The organism is Streptomyces regalis (genome assembly GCF_001509475.1).
In the GTDB taxonomy this organism is placed as follows: Bacteria; Actinomycetota; Actinomycetes; order Streptomycetales; family Streptomycetaceae; genus Streptomyces; species Streptomyces regalis.
Genome location: NZ_LLZG01000015.1, coordinates 14,766 through 34,681 on the forward strand (window position 1 = coordinate 14,766; position 19,916 = coordinate 34,681).

General features: G+C 69.1%; 13 protein-coding genes and 1 pseudogene. 8 read left to right on the forward strand and 6 right to left on the reverse strand.

The window, feature by feature from the left end; translation table 11 throughout:
* Positions 1-232: 232 nt before the first annotated feature.
* The gene (locus ADL12_RS04275) at positions 233-2,632 is read left to right on the forward strand and encodes an NB-ARC domain-containing protein (protein ID WP_244187758.1); all 2,400 of its coding nucleotides are present in this window, start codon (positions 233-235) and stop codon (positions 2,630-2,632) included.
* 9 nt (positions 2,633-2,641) lie between these two features.
* On the opposite strand, the gene ADL12_RS04280 is transcribed toward ADL12_RS04275, so the two are convergent.
* Positions 2,642-4,084: a hypothetical protein gene (locus ADL12_RS04280; RefSeq protein ID WP_341846335.1), complete on the reverse strand. Its 1,443-nt coding sequence runs from the start codon at positions 4,082-4,084 to the stop codon at positions 2,642-2,644.
* Positions 4,085-5,262: 1,178 nt separating this feature from the next.
* Here ADL12_RS04280 and ADL12_RS04290 point away from each other — a divergent pair.
* From ADL12_RS04290 to ADL12_RS04310, 5 genes and pseudogenes are all read left to right on the forward strand, one after another.
* Complete coding sequence (locus ADL12_RS04290; RefSeq protein ID WP_244187759.1) at positions 5,263-7,359, forward strand: hypothetical protein; 2,097 nt, start codon at positions 5,263-5,265, stop codon at positions 7,357-7,359.
* A 134-nt stretch (positions 7,360-7,493) separates the two neighbouring features.
* A pseudogene (locus tag ADL12_RS04295) lies at positions 7,494-8,288 on the forward strand (DUF6907 domain-containing protein); the annotation flags it as partial.
* A complete protein-coding gene (locus ADL12_RS04300; RefSeq protein ID WP_159053072.1) occupies positions 8,285-8,455 on the forward strand; it encodes a hypothetical protein in 171 nt (56 codons plus the stop codon). The pseudogene ADL12_RS04295 and the gene ADL12_RS04300, both read left to right, overlap by 4 nt.
* 172 nt (positions 8,456-8,627) lie before the next feature.
* Complete coding sequence (locus ADL12_RS04305) at positions 8,628-10,079, forward strand: AAA family ATPase (RefSeq protein WP_208614468.1); 1,452 nt, start codon at positions 8,628-8,630, stop codon at positions 10,077-10,079.
* Positions 10,080-10,438: 359 nt separating this feature from the next.
* Positions 10,439-12,964 carry a tetratricopeptide repeat protein gene (locus ADL12_RS04310; RefSeq protein WP_159053073.1) on the forward strand — a complete coding sequence of 842 codons (2,526 nt, stop codon included), beginning with the start codon at positions 10,439-10,441 and terminating at the stop codon, positions 12,962-12,964.
* Here the strand turns inward: ADL12_RS04310 and ADL12_RS53700 are convergent.
* Together ADL12_RS53700 and ADL12_RS53705 are read right to left on the reverse strand one after the other, a co-directional pair.
* Positions 12,941-14,146, reverse strand: a complete 1,206-nt coding sequence (locus tag ADL12_RS53700; protein WP_159053074.1) for a hypothetical protein — start codon at positions 14,144-14,146, stop codon at positions 12,941-12,943. The two genes, ADL12_RS04310 and ADL12_RS53700, sit on opposite strands and share 24 nt — an antisense overlap.
* 92 nt (positions 14,147-14,238) lie before the next feature.
* Positions 14,239-14,652: a hypothetical protein gene (locus ADL12_RS53705; RefSeq protein ID WP_159053075.1), complete on the reverse strand. Its 414-nt coding sequence runs from the start codon at positions 14,650-14,652 to the stop codon at positions 14,239-14,241.
* 833 nt (positions 14,653-15,485) lie between these two features.
* Between ADL12_RS53705 and ADL12_RS04325 the strand changes: the two genes are divergently transcribed.
* Both ADL12_RS04325 and ADL12_RS04330 read left to right on the forward strand, forming a co-directional pair.
* Positions 15,486-15,881, forward strand: a complete 396-nt coding sequence (locus ADL12_RS04325) for a hypothetical protein (protein WP_244187760.1) — start codon at positions 15,486-15,488, stop codon at positions 15,879-15,881.
* Between the two features lie 252 nt (positions 15,882-16,133).
* A complete protein-coding gene (locus tag ADL12_RS04330) occupies positions 16,134-18,713 on the forward strand; it encodes a DUF6397 family protein (RefSeq protein WP_062698637.1) in 2,580 nt (859 codons plus the stop codon).
* A gap of 65 nt (positions 18,714-18,778) precedes the next feature.
* Here ADL12_RS04330 and ADL12_RS04335 read toward each other — a convergent pair whose 3' ends face one another.
* The 3 genes from ADL12_RS04335 to ADL12_RS04345 form a co-directional block, all read right to left on the reverse strand.
* Positions 18,779-19,171 (reverse strand): type II toxin-antitoxin system VapC family toxin, encoded by a 393-nt coding sequence (locus ADL12_RS04335; protein WP_062698639.1) that lies wholly within the window; start codon positions 19,169-19,171, stop codon positions 18,779-18,781.
* Complete coding sequence (locus ADL12_RS04340) at positions 19,168-19,446, reverse strand: hypothetical protein (RefSeq protein ID WP_062698644.1); 279 nt, start codon at positions 19,444-19,446, stop codon at positions 19,168-19,170. The genes ADL12_RS04335 and ADL12_RS04340 overlap by 4 nt, the downstream gene beginning before the upstream one ends.
* A 156-nt stretch (positions 19,447-19,602) precedes the next feature.
* Positions 19,603-19,905, reverse strand: a complete 303-nt coding sequence (locus ADL12_RS04345) for a hypothetical protein (RefSeq protein WP_062698649.1) — start codon at positions 19,903-19,905, stop codon at positions 19,603-19,605.
* Positions 19,906-19,916: the final 11 nt, after the last annotated feature.

Sequence of the window (19,916 nt, forward strand, 5' to 3'; positions counted from 1 at the left end):
GGAGAGATCGGAGACGGCGGGCCGCAGAGGCCTCTGCAAGATGAGGCCCCTGGCTCCAGGGTGCGGTCACATCCACAGGGCGCAGGGCTCACGCGGCAGGGGGTACGAGTCTGGTACAGATCGTCACGTGTCGGCTTCGCGACACCGGTGTTCCAGCTCGTCCTTCAGATCTCGTCGATAGCATTGCGGGACCGGCGAGTTGGGGGAGTCCAGAGTGGAACTATTGATGGGCATGGCGCTTTCGGCTGTCAGTACGGTCGCTTCGGGCGCTCTTTCCGGAGCGGGTGGCGAGACGGGCAGGCGGATCTCCGAGAGGCTCTGCGACCTGCTGAGCCGTGACCGTGCCGGGGGTGGGGAAGCCGACACCGGGGCTGAAGGGGGCGGTCTGCGCCAACTCGCCCTGCCCGTCACCGAACCCGAGCGCATGGCCGCCACGTTACGGCTGATGGAAATCGCCCGTAGTTCCCCGGAGTCCGCGCGCGCGGTGACGGAGTGGGTCCGTGAGGCCTCGTGGCTGGCGCCGAGGGCCGTGGCGCACGGTGCCTCTCGTCCGCAGATGCTGCCGCCTGCGAGTGCGGTGTTCACCGACCGCGCGGATGTGCTGGCGTGGATCACGGCATTGCTGGACGAGGAGGGCCGGCCGCCGGGTGCGCCCACGATCGCCGTTCTCACCGGGCCGGGGGGAATCGGCAAGACCGCTGCCGCTGTCCAGTGCGCGTTCGAATTGGGTGAGCGGTTTGCTGACGGTGCCCTGTTCGTCGATCTCAACAGCGCCTCGGGCACGGCTCTTTCGCCTTCCGAGGTGCTCGTGCGGTTCTTGGAGGGGCTCGGGGTTCCGACCGCCACGGTGCCGGGCGACGAGGCACGGCAGCGGGATCTGTACCGCGACTGCATGGCCGACCGGCGCATGATCGTCGTCCTGGACAACGCTCGTGACGACGCCCAGGTCGTTCCGTTTCTTCCTGCCTCGCCGGGGTGTCTCGTGCTGGTGACCAGCCGGTATCGGCTGGGGCGCCTCGTGGGCGAGTACGGGGCTCGGCCGTTGTCCCTGGGGCCGCTGTCGACCGAGGACTCCGTCAGTTTGATCAGGCGTGTCGTCGGAGACAATCGTCCGCCCGCTGCGGACGCGATCGTCCGTGCCGTGGTGGAGGCTACGGGTGGGATTCCCCTCGCAGTGTGCACTGCGGGCGCCAGCTTGGCCGTCCGGGAGCACCTCACTTGGGAGCGTGTCGCGCGGCAGCTGTCCGACCGGATCCGCGGTCACGATCAGGAAGGCGCCGCCGTGCGAGAGGGAAGATCTGACGGTTCGGGGACTCCGGCGGATCCCGTCCGTCTCGCCCAGGATGTCTCCTACAGCGAACTGACGCCCGACTGTGCTGCCTTCTACCGAGCGATCGCGGTGTGGGCATGGCCGACCGTGAGCGTCATGTGTGCCGCGCACGCCGCCGGCGTCGGAGAGGCCGAAGCACGGGCGCTCCTTGAGCAACTGGCCCGCGTGCATCTGCTGGAGGAGGTCGGGGAGGAGCGTTACCGGTTCCACGACCTGACCCGGGCGCACGCCCGTGAGCTCGCGGATGCTGAGGACGGCCACGGCCGTATGGCCGCGGCGGTCCGCCGGGTGGCGGTCGCGCATCTGCGCTTCGCGGCGGGCGCGGATTTCCGGGTCATGCCGCTGCGGTGGCGTCTCGGCCCCGCCTACCAGCGGCTCGTCCTTCCGGAACACCGCGACCGGGCGGACGGCAAACGCGCGCTGGCGGAACTGCGCCGTGAGCGGGAGAACCTCGCGGCCGTCATCGAGGCCGCCGCGCACCACGGCTTCGACGACCTCGTATGGCAACTGTGCGAGGCCATGTGGGGCCTGCATCTGAAGCTTGGTTTCCACGCGCAGTGGATCGACACGCATCTGCTCGGAGTCGAGGCCGCGCGGCGCAGTGCGGAGGAGTTCGGTGATCCGCGTGCCGTGGGCCGCATGTGGACGCAACTCGCCTTCGGCTACATGGGACTCGGCCAGGTGGGCGACGCCGAGGACGCCCTCAAGGAGGCCAGGGCCGCGGACCGGGCATGCGGCCACCACCGCGGGGAGGCAACCGCCGTCGAGGCGCTGGGGCTGCTCCGCCTGAGGCAGTGGGAGTCCGTGGCGGCCCAGCGGTGCTTCGAGGAGGCGCAGCAGATTCTGGAGCGTATCGGCCGGGGTGAAGACGGATGGGACGACCTGCCCCGTGCCACAGCCCTGCTGGAGCACCACATCGGCCGTGCCCAGACCAAGCAGCGGCACTTCACCACCGCCATCGCCCGGCTGAACGACGCCCTCGCGCGGTTCCGTGACCTGCCGGGCGGCGACCCCTACAACGAGGGCCGTGTCTACATGAGTCTGGGCGACGCACACCTGGACTCGGGAGACACGGAGCTCGCGCGTGTGTGCCTGGACAACGCCGTCAAGGCCATGACCGAGGCGGGCGCGGGACTGCAACTCGCCGACGCCCTCGTGGCGAGGGCCGAGTCCCATCGCAGCGCCGGCCGCCCGGCACAGGAAGCGGAAGATCTGCGCACCGCCGCCGCGTGCTTCGAGGAGAACGAGGACCCGGTCGGCCTCGAACGGGTGCGGGCGCGGCTGGCCGAGGCGGAGGCATGAGGGGGCGACTCACGGTGTGAACGCAGAGAGCGGCTCGACGGCGACGCGGTGCGCCGTCGTGCCCGTGCGCACGGTGATCACGGGAGTGGCCGGCGCCAGGGACCTGCCGCCGGCCACCCAGGCGTAGAACGCGGAGGCGTAGACGGCGGGATCGCACAGGTCGGGCCGCCCCTCGGGATCCGCCACAGCGGACAGCCGCACGAGGTCTCCCTCGCGGGTGCGCACGACACAGCGGTCCGGGCCGTCAACATAGGCGACCAACCCGCAGTACGGATAGCGGTCGAGCGCCTCCGACGTCCAGGCGGCCGGCGGGCCGAGCCGTGGGTCGTCCCCGGCCGCGCGCTGTACGACGACGTCGGCGACGCGCAGTCGGCCGGTCTCCCGTGTTTCCTCGTCCACCACTGTATGTGCGGTGTCGACCCGCACCGCCGGGTCTTCCAATGGATCGGGCTCGTCGCCGACGACTGCGTACCGGACGAGGGCGAGTTCCGGCGGATCCGTACTGATCTGCCGCACGAGGACGCGGATCGGCGCGGTGATGCGGGCGGGAATGTACGGCGGCAGCGGCAGCGGGTCGAGCAGCGCCGCGTGCCCTTCGGGCTCGGGTATGCCCATGAGGCCGTAGAACAGGCGGCGCAGCAGGGCAGCCGACTCTCCTGGTGACGAACTGGTCTGCTCCGCCAGTTCCTTGTAGCGGCCGGGGTTGTGGGAGGTGATCGCCCGGTCGATCTGTGCGCGGAGGCTGCCGCGGCGGAGGAGACGGGGAGCCGTGCGTCCGAGGGCGGCCACCGGAGAAAGCGGGTCGAGGTCTTCCTGGGGAAACGCTCCGAGGAGGACGGGGATGCCTATGGACGCCGCGTAGTAGGTGACGCTCGAGTGGTCCCCAAGGACGCAGTCGGCGGCGATCAGGGCCTGTCTCCACCCGTCGAGCGGCGGGATCGCCTCGAGGCCGGCTCGCCGCGCGTTGTCCAGCCACGCGCGGATCTGGCCAGGACCGTGGCCGTACCAGATATTCGGATGCAGAACAGCAGCTGTCCGGTACTCATCGGCCGGCAACTCCGTCGCCAGACGCGACAGCAGCCAGGGCAGCAGATCATCCGCACCCGGCTCGCCGGCTCCTCCTGCCTCGGCGCCGCCGAAGAGGGAACGCGGCGCCCAGGTCGAGCTGACGACGACCAGCCGTTGGCCAGGCCCCACGCCCAGTGCACGGCGGAAACGGTCCCGTTGAGGGAGAGCGGCGAGGATACGGTCGTAGCAAGGGTCCCCGGCGAGTACCGCCGTGGGCACCGCCTCAGGGCAGGCCGAGCGTAGCCTCTCCAGCTGTTCGGGGTGGGACAGCACCGTGGCGGTCGCGAGCGGACGCCCGTCCTCCAGGAGCCAGTCCGGCGACAGGCCAAAGACCGGTGTCCGGTGTCCGGTGTCCGGTGTCCGCAGCCTCTTATTGTATCCCATCCCGTGGGACAAAATGGCCAACTTGCCGCGTATCGATCCCAGTTCGCCGCCATAGCTCGCGGCCACCGCCAGATCGAACGCCGTGTCCTTGGCCTGTCCCCAAGGGAGGACAGGAAGCCCCGCCTGAGCCAACAACTCGGGCACTCCGGCGAGGAATGGAGATGAACCCGTGCAGGTGGCGAACATCTGCACGCGAATGTCGCTGTGGAAAAGCGGAAGTACGTCCAGCAGGCGAGTCGCGGACGTCACGTTGTGCACGATGAACAGGATGCGACGACAGCCCGCACGCGTGACCCACCGCTCCGCGTCCTCGCCCACCGGTACTCGCAACTGCGCCGTCCCACCTGTCACGCCGGTTCGTTCCCCTGACTTGATCGAGTGTGTTCTTCCCCTTGGTCACTGGATGCTATCGGGGTACAAACTTTGGAAATCGGGAGGCAGCAAACGCCCCTGCGGACTTCACTCAGGGCGAAGCGGTCCCTGGTCGATCCGATCCAACTCGGCCCGAAGACGTTCGGCCTCGGCTTCGGCCTTTCGCAGCGGTGCGCTCGTAGGCCAAGATCATCCGAACTTGGGGGCAGGAATAACAGAGCTGCTCAGGCTCCGGTGTCGGCCAGGCGTCCTCGAACTCGGCGGACATCTGCTGGACTCGTTCCGGAGCAGCACGACGAGGCCCAGAAGCAGGCACCCAATCCATCCGCGCCTGCGGGGCCGGCATCCACGCGAGTGGTGCTACACCATCCCGTGACCAGAACGGCGCTCACCCAGGTGGCCCGCGCCGCCCTGCGAGTCCGCGCCGTGACGACGCTGGACCGCCTGCGTCCGGACGACGTCGACGCCGCGACGATCACGGTCCTGGACGCGACGGTCGACGGGCGGGCCCTCAGGGAGGTGGGCCGGGCCCTGGACGGCCTGGGACCCGCAAGCCATGTCTGGCGTCAGGTGCACTCGTTCAAGCAGGCGGCGCCGCCGTATCGGCGTCCCCCGGCGACAGCCCCAGCCAGGAAGTCCGGAGCAAAGCCGCCCCACTGCCGCGGGAGTTGGTCCGGCATCCGGTCCGCGAAGGCTGACACTCGCCCGGTGGTGGGCTGTTGTTCCTCGGCCCGGGTGGTGTGTCGCGGTTCGGCGATAGCGTGGCGGGGCAAGCGGGGCTGCGGACAGGTTGGGCGGGCGGTTTCATGCGGATGCTGTTCGAAGCCGGGGCCGAGGAGGAGTTCGAGGCGGGATGCGGGTTGCTGGTCGACCGGCTGGTTCGTTGGGCGGGGGAACGGGGGCTGCCTGTGGACGGTTTCCTGGCCGAGGCGGCGCTGGAGTACCGGCACCGGGCGACTGTCGACGGCCGGTTGGGGCTGTGGGAGCCGAGGCATGTGAAGGAGCTGCTGCTGGTCTGGTTGCCGGAGCAGGTCACCGGACTTCCCGGGGCGGAACGTGGCGATGCGCCGGGCACGTTGCGTACGTTGCTGCGTTTTCTGCATGCCGCGCAGTTGGCGGATCCGCGCGGTCCCGCACTGGAGGACTCCCTTGCCGCGGTCGATGCGGTCGCGGAGGAGCATCCGGCGGCGATGGCGGACCGTACCCGGTGGGGTCTGGCGAAGTTCTGGATGATGACGGCCGCCGAGCAGGGCGTGGACGTCCTGGACGGGGCGGCGTTGCAGCGGTTCGCGGATCGGGCGCAGCGCGGGGAGGTCGCCTACGACCAGCAGGCCCTCGACGCGATCATGGAACGGCGGCTGACCGGCCGTGCACTGGCCGGCGTGGTCCGGGCCGAGCCGCAACTGCCCGTGGTGCTGCCCCCGGACGACGAACTGCGCCGACGGGCTGAGGCGTCTGCGGTCGTGGCGCAGTTGCGCGGGCTCGCCGAGTGGGTGGGGCGAGAGGGTCGTGCAGTGACGGCGGCGGGTCGGCTGCGGATCGCTGACGCGCGTGAGCTGGTGGATGTACTGGGCACTGGCGACAAGGTCGAGGGCGTGCGTTCTTCGGCCGACCTGCCGCGGTTGGGGCTGCTGGTGGAGTGGGCGAAGAAGGCGCGGCTGGTCCGGGTGGCCAAGGGACGGCTGTATGCGGTGGTCAAGGCCCGGCCGGTGCTCGCCGACCCGCTTCAGCTGTGGCTGCGTGCCTTCGACGCGTGCTTCGAACTGCGGCAGGCACTCATCGGGGCGCGCAGCGGATGGCACGTCGAGTCGATGCTGTTCGATGCCTACGAGGAGGTGCTGGAGGATGTACTGAACACGCTCTACAGCCTGCCGTACTCGATGCCCTGGCCACACCTGCGAGACTCCGTGCACCTGGCCTACAGCCCTCGGTTCCGGTTCGACGACGGGGCGGACCTCGAGCACAGGATGTGGTTCGAGCACGCCGACCGGGATCTGCGCACGGTGCTCGACGCGCTGGTGGACCTGGGCGCGATCGAGCGTGACAGGCGTATGGCCGAGCCGGTGTTCCTGGAGGTCGACCTCTCCGGTGCCGGAGACGAACTGCCCGCGGACATGCCGCCGGAGCTCGCGGAGCTGCTGGGCATCGCGGGAGCGCCCGAGGACGCGGACGCGGCGGCGCAGGAGCGCGCCCGCGTCCGGCGCGAGGAGCTGACGGCCGGGCCGGTCGAACTCATCCGTCTCACCGAGCTCGGCACCCGGGCCGTACGGCAGCGCCTGCTGGCGGTCGGCCGGGACGCGCCGCTGGTCGGCGAACTGGCCCAAGCGCCGGCGGCCGGCCTGCTGGGGGTGATCGCCGAGGAGTACGACCCGGATGGCGCCCGTGCGGAGCTGGCCGGCTGGATCTCGGCTCACGGCGAGCGGGATGCACTGCGGCAACTCACCGATGCCGTACGGAACACGGCCTTCCGTACGAGAGCGCAGGCGATGCTCGACGTGCTGCTGACGGCGTTGCCCGACGCCGAGGGCGAACGGCTGCTGCGTGCGCTGCGTGACGATGCCGGGCTGGCGCCGCTCGCGCTGAGCGTGCTGGTGCACCGTGAACTGCTGTCCCCCGAGGACATGACCGACGCGGAGCATCTGCTGGTGCTCGCCGAGAGCCTGCTGCAGTTCGTGGAGCTGGCGGGTGGCGGGGATGGCGCCGTGGATGCGCTGCGCGGCCAGGGTCCCGAGGCCAGGGACGCGGTGGCCGCCGCGCTGGACTCCGCGCACCCGGACCGGGCGGGGCTGGAAGAACTCAGGCAGCTGGCGGCCCGGGCCCTGCGCACTCCGGCCGCCCGCCTCGGACGCGGCCGGAAGCGCGGGCGCCGTGTCGGCAAGCATGGTCGTAAGCGCCACCGTTGACCAGGGCAGCACCGCCCGCACCTGCGGGCGCGGGTGGCACTGGCACGGAGCCGGGAGGCCGGTGGCCTTCGGCGATGTCCAACGCGACAGTTCTGACCTTGCAGCCTGCCGAACATGCCTGACCTGCCTGGTGCGGGCAGGACGCGCGTGCTGAGGCGGCAGGGAGTCATGTCAGTGCCCCGGTCCGGTTGCCGGCGCCGGAAGGGATGAGCCCGGGCTTCGAAGTGCCCCTGCTGTCCGTGCAGATCGGGCTGGCCCACGATGAGGAGGCACGTGGTGAGCCGCCGCGGCTGTGGCTGTCGGCCGCCGAGGGCACCGCCGAGCTGGACAGCGCAGGCCTGGACGTCCTTGTCGACGCTCTGGAGCACTTCGCGATGCTTCTGCGCGGGCTGAGGCACCGCCATGACACCGTCATCCGCGGCGGCGTTCCGGAAAGCGTCGATCACTACCCGTCGGCCACTCATCCTCTCGAACTCGTCGCTCCCTGCCCGCCCTGGTGTCAGTACCGGGACGAGGACGAGCACACCCCGGACAGACTGCTGGTCGACCATTTCCATGCCACGCACGAGCACACCATGGAGCTGAAACTGCAGCCCGTCGCCCGCACCAAGGACGGGCCCGACCCCGAAACCCTTGAAGTCGTCATGGAACACATGGCGCACGCCCGGTGGCCGCAGATCGACCTGACCGTTGGCGGCCTGTGGGGCTCGAAGTACGTCGCGCTCACCTTCGAGGAGGCCGACGAACTGCGCGCCAGGCTGAACGAGTTCATCGCACTGGGGCGGGAGTACGCGCAGCCCGAGACGGTCGCGTCGCTGCAGGAGCTGATCGACTACTGCGGGGTGCGGATCACCGAGAGCGAATTCGACACGAGCGCTTCTGGGGGCATGCCGTGGGCGACACGGTGCAAGGCGGGCCGGTCTGGGTGACCGTGCCCTGCGACACGGCCGGTGCGCGCCTGGAGGACCTGGTGATGTCGTTGCTGGCGAGCCTCCACGAGGAGGACGCGAAACTGATCGCTCAGACGGTGCGGAGGTCCGCCAGACGGGCCGGGTGCCGGGCGCCCACCTGGCCGGCGATGCCGGCCGCCGCGTGACGGACAGGTGCCAGACAGAGGCTGCTCCCTGCGGCGCGTGCCGCAGGGAGCAGCCGTCCTGCGCTGGGAAGGAGGGAGACGCGGCTGGGCTTGGGCTCCGGGCAGCGTCTAATAAGAGCAGATATAATAAATGCACCTATCCAAGAGAGGGTCCGTGGACAAGCCTGCTGAGATGTTCGACCGGCACTTCGAATGGGCCGAGCTGACCCGGTTCGCCGCCTTGCCCGGCCCTCGGGCCACGCTCGGCGTGGTTTCCGGCCGCCGTCGTCAGGGCAAGACCTTCCTGCTCGACGCGGTCGCCCGTGCCAGTGGCGGCTTCATGTTCACCGCCACCGAGACCACCGAGGCGGACGCCCTGCGTCAGTTCGGTGAGGCGCTGGCCCGGTATCGGGGCCAGCCCACCCCGTTCCGCTTCGCGCACTGGGACGAGGCGGTCACCGAACTCATGCGCATTGCCGACGGCGGCGACCCCACCGTGGCGGTCATCGACGAGTTCCCCTTCCTCGCCAAGGCATCTCCGTCCCTGCCCTCGATCATCCAGCGCGCGCTCGACCCCGCCGCTCAGCACACCAACACTCCGGTACGCCTGCTGCTGTGCGGCTCTGCGCTGTCCTTCATGGGCAGGCTGCTGTCCGGGAATGCTCCGCTGCGCGGTCGTGCCGGCCTCGAACTGGTCGTTCCCACCCTGGACTTCCGCCTCGCGGCGGACTTCTGGCAGATCTCCGACCCTCGTACCGCGCTGCTGACCAACGCCATTGTCGGCGGCACACCGGCCTACCGCCGTGAGTTCACCCAAGGGGACACTCCGGCCGGGCCGGACGACTTCGACGCCTGGGTGACCCGTGCCGTGCTCAACCCGGCGCGCCCGCTCTTCCGCGAGGCCCGGTACCTGCTTGCCGAAGAGCCCGAACTCCACGACACCGGGCTGTACCACTCCGTGCTGGCGGCCATCGCTGCGGGCAACGCCGCTCGTGGCGGCATCGCCGACTACCTTGGCCGTAAATCCACGGACCTCGCCCATCCGCTGAGCGTCCTCCAGGACGTCGGCATGATCACCCACGAGGCGGACGCCTTCCGCCGCAACCGCTCCGCCTACCGCATCGCCGAGCCGCTCGTCACCTTCTACCACGCGGTCATGCGCCCGGCCTGGGGCGACCTGGAACGCCCCGGGCGGGCGCCCGCCGTATGGCAGCGTGCTCAGTCCACCTTCCGCAGCAAGGTCGTCGGACCGCACTTCGAGCAGATCTGCCGGGAGTGGGCCCGTTGGCACGCAGCGTCCGGCACTCACGGCGGGCAGGTCACGAGGGTCGCCAGCGGCACGGTCAGCGATCCGGCCGCCAGGACCAGTCACGAAGTCGACGTCGCCGTCCATGGCGAGACCGACAACGGTCGCGAAGCGCTGCTCGGCATCGGTGAGGCGAAATGGAACGACGTCATGGGGGCCGGCCACCTGGAACGCCTCCGGCGCATCCGTACTCTGCTCACCACACGCGGCACCGCGACCGAGGCAACCCGGCTGCACTGCTTCAGCGGCGCGGGCTTCACCGACGAACTGCACCACCTCGCCAAGAACGACCCCACCATCCAGCTGGTCGACCTGACCCGCCTTTACCACGGCGAGTGACTGGTGATCCGCGGTCGCGGCCCTACGAGCCCAGGGCCGGGACGCCGAGTAGGACGACGGGATACGCCCTCGCCAAGCGGGGGGAATAGCCGTGCACGGTCCTCCGTCTGGGCAACACGTACCGGGTCGTCACCGTCGAGTTCCTCAAGCTGCTGCATGTTGACGTACCTGAGCTTCCGAGCACTGATCCGTCGGCCGCCGAAGCATCGTCGTCTGTGACGCGAGAAGAGGCCTCGCCCCGTTCCTGTCCAGGGCGCTGTGGCTGCTGCGCCTTGCGGTTGACTGGACACCCTCTGCTGCACGCTGATCGGAAGTCGATAGTGTGAGTGGGCTGGAGTCTGGTCGTTCAAGGGGGCTGAGTGGAAGCGGAGTTGATGTGGCTGGCCGCGTCCGTCGCGACGACCGTGGCAGGGGCGATCAGTACCGACGCATATACCGCGTTCAAGGCCCGGGTGGGAGCACTCTTCAGGCGAGGCAGGCAGGAACGGGCGGATTCCTTCCTCAGCGAACTGGAGGAACGGCGTAGCGATCTGGCCCTGGCTCGTGACAGGGGCGACGAGGCCCGTGTGGCGGATCTGGTGCCGAAGATCGAGGAGCTGCTGCGCAGCGAACTGTGTCGACTGCTGGAGGAACAGCCGTCTCTGGCGGGCGAGTTGAGGGATCTGCACACCGAGGTGAGGAACGTTGTCACCAACGGCACCTTGGTGGTGGGCGGTCAGACTCACGTGTCGAATGTGTACAACCACTACTACGACGGGGCCATGGCGATCCCACGACAGGCCCTCCCGAGCGCCTCGGTGCCGCTGCCCCGAATCACTCTGTGGCCGGTGGACCACTACGAGAACAATGCCGGTCTGCTACGGCGAATGGACGCCGTGTGGGCAAAAGGCCAGGCCGCCGGGGTTGCCGCCACCATGTATATGCAGGGCGTGCCGGGTAGTGGGACGTCCGCCGTCGCGCGTGAATGGCTGCGCAGACACCGGGACGAACTGACGGGGCCTCAACTAGAGGCGTCGCTGGGCAGAGATCCCTGGGGAAACCTGCCGGAGCCCACAGCGATCCTGGAGCGCTGGTTCCGCGAGCTGGGCATCCCAACGGGAGACGTGCCTGCTGACCCCCGTGACCGGTCGATGCACTTCCGCAGTGTCGCTGCTGAACGTGGTCCGATCGTCGTGCTGCTTGAGGATGTCGTAGTCGCCTCCCAGGTCGAACCGCTACTGCCGGGCACTCCGGGCAGCGTGGCTCTCATCACCAGCCACTCCCGCATGCCACAACTGGTCCGCACCGTCGGCGCGGAGCCGTTCGAGATGAAGCCGCTGGGTCGGGTGCACAGCCGGAAGCTGCTCGTCAAGGTCGGCAGGATCAAAGACGACGCGACGGCGTACGAGAAGGAACTGGATCTGATCGCCGACGGGTGTGGCGATCTTCCCCTCGCGCTGTGCATCGCCGGAGCGCAGCTGGCACTCGGCCATGCCGGCAGGGTGCGGGAGCTGGCGGCGGACCTGTCCGACCGAACGACCAGACTGGAAGCGCTCAACGTGGATGACGAGATCTCCGCCGCTCTGGACCCCGGTTATCGCGGTCTAGCCCCGGATGCTGCGCGTCTCTACCGTTGCATCGGCCTGCATCCCGCCGGAACGTTCGAGGCGGATGCCGTACGGGCCATGCTCCCGGACATGGACACCGCCGCCCGGAACAAGGCCCTGCGACAGCTCACCGCCGCGAACCTGATAGAGCCGGACGGGGACAGCTACCGGGTGCGTCACCACCTCATCCACGACCACGCGCGCGCGTGCGCTCTCGCCGACGAACCGGCCGAGGTCCGTGAAGCGGTGCTGGACCGGATCATCGCGCACTACGTGGAGTTCGCCGAACGCGCGGAGGCCGCTCTGTCCTCCCGCTACCGGCATGATCCGTCGGGTGCGTACGAGGCGTACGCACCCACAGGGAGCGTTGACGCACCAGGGGTGATCGCGAGCCTGGAGCGACGCCGGGAGAGCCTGGAGAACGTGGTACGCCTGGCTCACGAGAAGGCCCGGCATGACCAGACCTGGCGGCTGGCCCAGGGGCTGCACACGTTCCACCTCAAATGCGGCCTGCACAGTCCCTGGATCACGACGCACGAACTGGCACTTGAATCGGCCCACGAATGCCGTGACCAGATGGCCATCGCCCGTATGTACTTCGAACTCGGCTTCGCTCATCTTGAGCGGTGGAGCACACGCCAGGGTGACCCGCAGACCGCCCGCGAGCACTTCGAGAGTGCGCTTGAACTCGTACGCCCGGCCGACGGCAACGCCACCGAAGGTCAGCGGCGGACGGAGTCCAGCGCGCTGGAAGGCCTCGGCCTGCTGGAACGCAAGCTGGGCAATCCTGCCGCCGCTCTGGAGTACTACGAGTTGGGGCTGGACGCACTGAACGGCATCGACCACAAGCGTGGCCGAGCCCTGTTCGCCCTCCACCGGGGAGTGGCCTGCACCGATCTGCGACGTCATGACGAGGCGGCCCGGGAACTGCTCTCCGCCCGCGATCAGTTCGCCAACTTGCCGGTGCCCGACCCCTACAACGAGGCTCGTGCCCTGACCCGGTACGCAGAGGACCGGCGCGCTGCCGAGCAGCCGGGCGAGGCCGTGCGGGCGCTCGACGAGGCGATCGAGATCATGACCGTGAACGGTCCGCCCTACCAGCGGGCCGGGATCCTTCTGCTCAGGGGTGATCTGCTGAGTGCACAGGGCGACCATGCACGGGCGACGCTGGACTGGGTCACGGCGGGCGATCTGTTCCGCGAGGCGAACAGTCTGCGGGCGCAGGAGGCGGAGCAGCGCCTCGCGGATGCCACGGGGGCGGGTGACGAGGACGGCTCACAGGGCGTCGACGACGAGTAGGCCGGTCTCGGCCTCTGCGCCGATCGCTACCTGAACGCACGACGGGCCGGGGCTGCCCAGGGTGGACGTCGCGTGGTCGTGGATCACCGACGCCGCGATGGCGGCTGATGTCCACGAGGGGCGCCTGCCATCCCAGTGGGCGCGCAGGCGCACGCCGTCCCGTAGCAACGCCAGGCATCCGCCGTCGGGTTCTTCGAGGGCGAGCAGGGCGCAGCCGGGGTAGAGGGCGGCGATGGCCTCCCAGCTCACCATCCCGGAGACGTGACGCCGTCGGCCGAGCGGCATAAGCAGTACGTCCGCGGAGTGGGGCCAGCCGGCGTCTGGATCGTCGATGTCGGCCACCAGGTGGGTTCCCGACAGATGCCGTTCCATGGTGCGGCGCTGCATGGGCGCGGGATAGCGCCGCACCGTGGCCCGGCCCTCTTCGGAGGCGACGGACACGTAGACCGGCCGCTGGACGGGGGAGGAGTATCCAACCGGCACGGTGGGGGGAACCGGCACCAATCGCGACCTGGCGGGTGTCACGGGCTCGGGAAGTTCAAGCCGTTCATAGAACAGGCGCCGTAGCAGGACGGCCGATTCCCCGGGCCGTGACGTTACAGTCGCACGCAACTGGCGCAGTTCGGCGCTGTCCTGCTGGACCGCGGCTGCTTCCTCGATCTGCGGCAGGAAAGGCCGGTGAGCAGAGAAGCGGGGAAGTATCTTGCCGAGACGAGCCATGGGAGACTGAGGGGCCACCTTCGATTCTGCGAAAGAACCCAAAATAGCGGGGATTCCCAATGCGATTCCGTACATCGTCAAAGAGCCATGGTCGCCAAGAATTCCATCCGCTGCCAGAAGTGCGGCTTTCCAGGTTTCCGTGTCCGGCACCGGAAGTAGTAGTCCGTGCTCCGTAAGTGGCGCCAACCAGCTCTGTAGCTGCCAGGCGCCATGGCCGTACCAGGCATTGCAATGGACGGCCGCCAGGACACGGTATTCATCGACCGGTAGCTCCGCCAGGACACGGCGAATCAAATCCGTTTCATTCTCGTCCGACGCCAAAATCGACCCGCGTCCCCACGTGGACGAGACCACAATGAGCTTCTGGTCCGGACGGATACCCAGAGCCCGCCGGTAATTCTCGCGGAACGGACTGCTCGCCTGTAGCTGATCGAAGCAGGGGTCCCCGGCCACCACGCTCACGGGGACAGCTTCGGGGCAACTAACGGCGAGCCGCTGGCGTTGCTCATCATGAGAGAGAATGATCGCCGACGGGACAACCCGCCCTTCATGCGTCAACCATTCCGGCGACAAGCCAAAGGCTTCCCGCTTCCCGCTTCCCGCTTCCCGCTTCCCGCTTCCCGCTTCCCGCTTCCCGCTTCCCGCTTCCTTCCCGCTTCCCGCTTCCCGCTTCCCGCTTCCCGCTTCAGTAGTTTATTGTACCCCGCGCCATGTGGTGCGCCGATCAATGGAGTTCGCAGATTGTGCAGCTCGCCGCCACGACTTGTGGCAATTGCCATGTCAAATTTGTGAACAGTTGCTTCTTCCCACGGTATGTGCAGCATTCCCCGGGAATCGAAGAATTCAAGGGTCCCCTCGTCAAGAGCCGAGGATTCAGTACAGGTGAAGACCGTCTGGACGCGCCGGTCGCCCTCGAACACGCTGAGCAGGTCGAGCAGCCGCGTCGCGGATGTGATGTTGTGGACCACGCCCAGAACGGTCCGCTTCGCCGCCACACTCACCCAGCGCCCACTGTCCGACGCTATCGGCAACGGCAGCCGCCCTGCACCGCGCATGTATCGCTCCCCACTGCACCCCGTGTGACCTCGTCAGACGATAACGTGTCACCGGACAGGCGGGACTTTGCCTGCAGTTCACGGGCTGGAGCCTTGTGGCGGTCGGCTCACGCTGCCGTACCGGCCTATGACCTTCCGCGTGCGTGCGCAGGCGATGCTCGACGTGTTATAGGCGCCGACGCCGCTCGTGCTGAGCGCGTTGACCGATGCGGAGCATCTGGTGGTGCTCGCCGAGAGTCTGCTGCAGTTCGTGGAGCTGGCGGGTGGCGGGGAACGCGCTGTGGATGCGCTGCGTGCTCAGGGTCCCGAGGCCAGGGACGCGGTGGCCGCCGCGCTGGACTCCGCGCACCCGGACCGGCCCGGGCACTGCACACTCAGGCCGTCCGTCCTGGCCGCGGCCGGAAGCACGGGCGTCGCGTGGGCAAGAGCGGCCGCAGGCGGCATCGTTGACCAGGGCAGCACCCTCGGCGTCATACGTCCTCGGTGGCGCGCGTTACCGTCGGGGCGTGGCCGAGGGATGGGACGAGGACGGGCTGCTGGCCGTGCGCGGCGCTCCACGAACAGGACTGGGCGGCGCTGCTCGCCGCGTTGAGCCGTGGCCCGGTACGTGAGGTGCTGCAACTGGCCGGCGATGGTGTGGCCGGGGCCGCAGTGCAAGGGCTGCCCGGGGCAGCGGAGAGGGGGCCGCGTTTTTCTGCGCGCTCCAGGCACGGGGTTTCCGGGGCGATCAGGGGCTGGCGGACCGGTTGCGCACGGCCACGGGACACGCGGCGATCTCCCTCCTGCGCCCGCTGGCAGTCGATCTGGAGATGCTTGCCATGCTGTTGGAGGGAGATCCGGCTGAGTCCGGTGGTCTGCTCGATCTGTCCACCGGGGAGTACCGGCCGGCGTTCACCGAGGAACTGGATGCCGGGTCCGAGGCCGAGGAGGCGGACGATCCCGAGCGATGGCTGCATGTGCCGGCTTTGGGATCCCGTGCCGGCTACCGGGATATGGAGCTGTTCATCGAAGGGCTCGCCGACGCTGCCCTTGCCGACCGACTGCGGATCGCCGTCGGTGGGCGGGGCGCCTTCCGGCGCTTCAAGGACGTCCTCGCGCGTGACGAGCGCGCCTGGCGCCGGTACCACCGGGTTCTGCGATGAGCGACAGCGTGGCCGGGCCCGGGCCTGGCTGGCCTGAACGCCGAGCGCCACAGCGCGAGGCCGAGAACGTGGGCGCAGGTCCTGGTGACATGGTTCAAAGGCTCCATTGGACGGCCCCTGGACCTTCGGCTGGTGATGGATGCGGCGCCGCCCGGTTGCGTGTGACTGCCCCTCTCCGAAGATGACCCGATCACTGATTGTCAGACCCTGGTGTCACAGTGTGAAGCACAGTGAACGCAGGGGAGGTTCATCGTGGCGGGTGCGACGGCAAAACACCTCACGCTCGAAGCGGCACGCCGGGAACTCGGCTTGCACAAGGACGAGTTCGCCCTGGGGATCGAACACGGCGTGATCCGTACGTGCTGGAGCGGGGACGAACTGTGCGTCAGAGCGGGCGAGGTGGCCCGGTGGCGCGCGAGCCCCGGTGAACTCGCCGAAGTTACCCGACTGGTGCATGCGGCAGAGGCTGCCGAGCTCGCGGGGATCAGCAAGCACCGCTTCGACCAGTTGACGCACGCCGGTGTCATCCGCCCGGTCCGGTCGTACATCAACCGCTACCACGCCGAGGTCTGGCAGTACTCGGCCGCTGACGCCCGCCAGCTGTCCGAGCGGCATCCCGAGTTGTGTGGTACCCGGCTGCCCGGTCCCTTCCTGGCCGAACTGGCGTCCGGCGTCGACCGCCGGGCCGAGGGCTACCGTTCGCGGCTCCGTGCCCAGGCGTTGCTCACGTTGCGTGATCCCTGGGCGAAGGCTGCCGCGTGGTCGCACTGGCTGCGATCCGCGCAGTCGTCCGTCGACAGCGCGCGGATCAGTCAGGCCGAGGCCGCCCATCTCGTGAGGCGTGCGGTGGAGGAGAGGCTGGAGGATGTGCTGGGCTCGCACACGAATCCCGTCACCTCTGAGGAACAGGCGGAAGCCGGCCGGGAGTTCACGGCCGCCCTGCGCAGAGCCAGGCGCAGCCGCCCGGCGCCCGAGCTGGTCGCGCCCGCCGACGCGGCGGCACGGCTGGGCTGCGCCGTGGAGCGGATTCCGGACGAGTACCGCGACCGCGGCGTTCCCGCGGACCTGCTTGAGCAAAGCGCGGCCGACGGCCTGGCTACGGTACCCACCCCCGCGCAGGTCGCGGCGGTGCGTGCACGGCGGGCCGCGCAGCGCCGGAAGGGCGAGCGGCAGGCGGCCCGGGAAGCCGAACGGGCTGCGAATCGGCTGCGCGAGCAGCGCGAGCGCGAAGCCGCTGCACGTGCCCGCGCCCACATCCCGGAACGGAAAACCGTCCCCGAAGTGACCCTCCACCTGGGCCCCACCAACTCCGGCAAGACGCATGACGCCATTGCTCTACTGGCCGCTCACGCCGAGGCCGGCCGGAGCGGCGTGTACGCGGCGCCGCTACGCATGCTCGCCTTCGAGGTCTACGAACGGCTGCGTACCCGGCTCGGTGCGGAGCGGGTCGGTCTGCGCACAGGTGAGGAGCTCCTCAACCCGGACGCGCCGGTGCTGTGCTGCACGGCCGAGGCGGCGCCGACCGTCGGCGACTTCCTGGTCGTCGACGAAGCGCACTGGCTGGCCGACGAAGACCGCGGCCACGCCTGGACCGGCCTGCTGTTGGGCGGGGCGCACACAGCCGTGCATGTCTGTGCCGCGCCGGAAGCCGAAGACCTGCTGCGCAAGTTCTTCGCCCCCGGCACGGACATCACTGTGGTCCGCCACGCTCGGCAAGGCACACTGAGCCGGACGGAGGAGTTCCGGGCTGCGACCCTCCCGTCGGCAAGCGCGGTGGTGGCCTTCTCCCGCAAAGCCGTCCTCGCTCTGCACCGCGAACTGCTCGGGGCGGGCCGATCAGCGACTGTCCTCTACGGAGCGATGCCGCCCACGGCCCGTCGCGAGCAGATCCGGCGCCTGTCCGAGGGCGAGGTCGATGTGATCGTCACCACGGATGTGATCGGTCACGGCGTCAACCTTCCGCTGCGCGCCGTGGCGTTCGCGGAAACGGGCAAGTACGACGGCAAATCCCGCAGGGAACTGCTGATCTGGGAAGCGGCCCAGATCGCCGGCCGGGCCGGCCGACAGGGCCATGACGCGGGGGAGGGGCTCGTGGGCGCCTACCGCAGCCGACTGCCTGGCCTCACCGCCAGGGCCAAGCTTCTCGACCGTGCTGTCCAGGCAGCCAATGAAGCGCGGCCCGGTGACCTGCACGTCACGACGGCCCGGCTGCGCCCCACTTGGGCCGACCTCGGGCAACCGGAGCCCGGAGAGATTCCGCATGCTCTGGCCGGCTGGACAGCTGCCGCCCGTACGGTCGCACAGGGGCGCTCATGGCTGCGGCCGATGCCCGTGGACGAGGTTCATACCAAATTACTGGCGGCACGCCAGGCCGTCGCGGCACCGCGGGGCATCGATGCTTGCTGGCCACGCGACGGCCACACCGTCTGGCGTTTGATCACCCTGCCCATCGACGCTGACCGCCCGGCCTACCCGCTCATCTGCCGAGCGGTTCTGCGTGGCGCGACCCTGCACCACCTGATCCGTCCGCTCACAGGCATCGAACGAATGACCTTGCCTCAAGCCGAGGAGTACGCTGCGACCATGCGGGACCTGCGTATCGCTGTCCTGGCCTTCGGCCGTGAATGTGGCGGCCTGAGCACCGAGGAAGTGGCCGCCGGCGAGCAGGCGGCTGCTAAACGGATCAACCAACTGGTCGCTGCCTCCCGGCCACTGGCCACGCATGGCAGTTGCGCCTCCTGCGGCCAACCCTGTGCTCCCTGGTACACACACTGCGATGCCTGCCACTCCGCCCGCTTCTCCTGCGATGACACCGAGTGGCTCGACTGGTGAGAGCGGTATGGCTCCGGCTGCCCCCGGTTTCTTCCACACCTCGCGAGCGGGTTGGGGATGCGTGGTCAGATTTTGATCACGCGGACGCCGGGGCCGCACAGCATCAGGAGGTCTTCGGGGTCTGACGTCAGGACGGTCACGGGGGAGGGCAAGGCCAGTGCGGTGGCAGCCACGAGGGCGTCGAGGGCGTATTTGTGGCCGTGCAGGCCGGCTGCGGCGAGGAGCTTGCCGGCGTGGCGGGCGATGGCTTCGGTGGGCGGGACGATGTTGACGCGGGAGACGGCGTAGTCGAAGCGGGCCTGGTTGGTCTTGGGGTCGCGGGCTTCGACGAGGGTGACGGAGCTGGTGATGACGCGGATGTCCTCTGCCTCGGCTGCAGCGAGCCACTCGGTGAGCTCGGGTGTGCGGCGTACGAGTTTGGACAGGCCCTCGCAGTCCAGGACGAGGGTGCCGCTCACGCGGCGTCCGCCGAACCCGCGGCGTCACCGCGCAGAATCGCCCGCTTGGCTTCGACCGCTGCCTGATCCACCGGGCCGTGTTCGGCTTCGGCGTCCTCGATGAGTTCGCGCAGCCGTTCGCGCTCCAGCTGGCGCTGGATGAGGGCCTCGACGTAGGCGGACATGCCGCGCTTGCCGGTGCGTGCCTTGAGGGCGGCGATGGTGCCTTCGTGGAGGGAGACGGAGACCGGGCGGACGGGACCTTCGCCGGGACCGGGGTCGGGAGTAGTGGCCATGGAGCCATTTTAACAAAACTCTTGTTATTCGAGTGGGGCGTTTCTCACCAAACGCGAGGACGCGTCCAGTCGCTGACCTGGGGTTTTCTGTTGCTCAGGAACGGCGGCGCGCGTGGCCGGGGTGCTGTGCGGCGGCTTGCGTTGTACCGGCGCGTCCTACAGCACGTTTACGGCGTGCAGCGCCGCGTAGGCCGGGATGATCACGGCGCAGGCGAGCCATCGGGAGAGCAGGCGGTGGCCGACCAGCAGGCGGAAACCGGCGATGGCGACGGTTCCCCACGCCAGTGACATCAACAGGGAGGGAATCGAGTCCTGGAACCTTTCCGCGGCCGTCCGCTCACCGAACCCCCACCCGGCGAAACTCGCCGCGACCACCGACGCGATCAGGAACAAGCACAGGAAGGCCAGTCCCAGCACCCAGCGAATGATCCGTATCGCGACCGTCTGCTGCTCGTTCATGTCATCTTTCC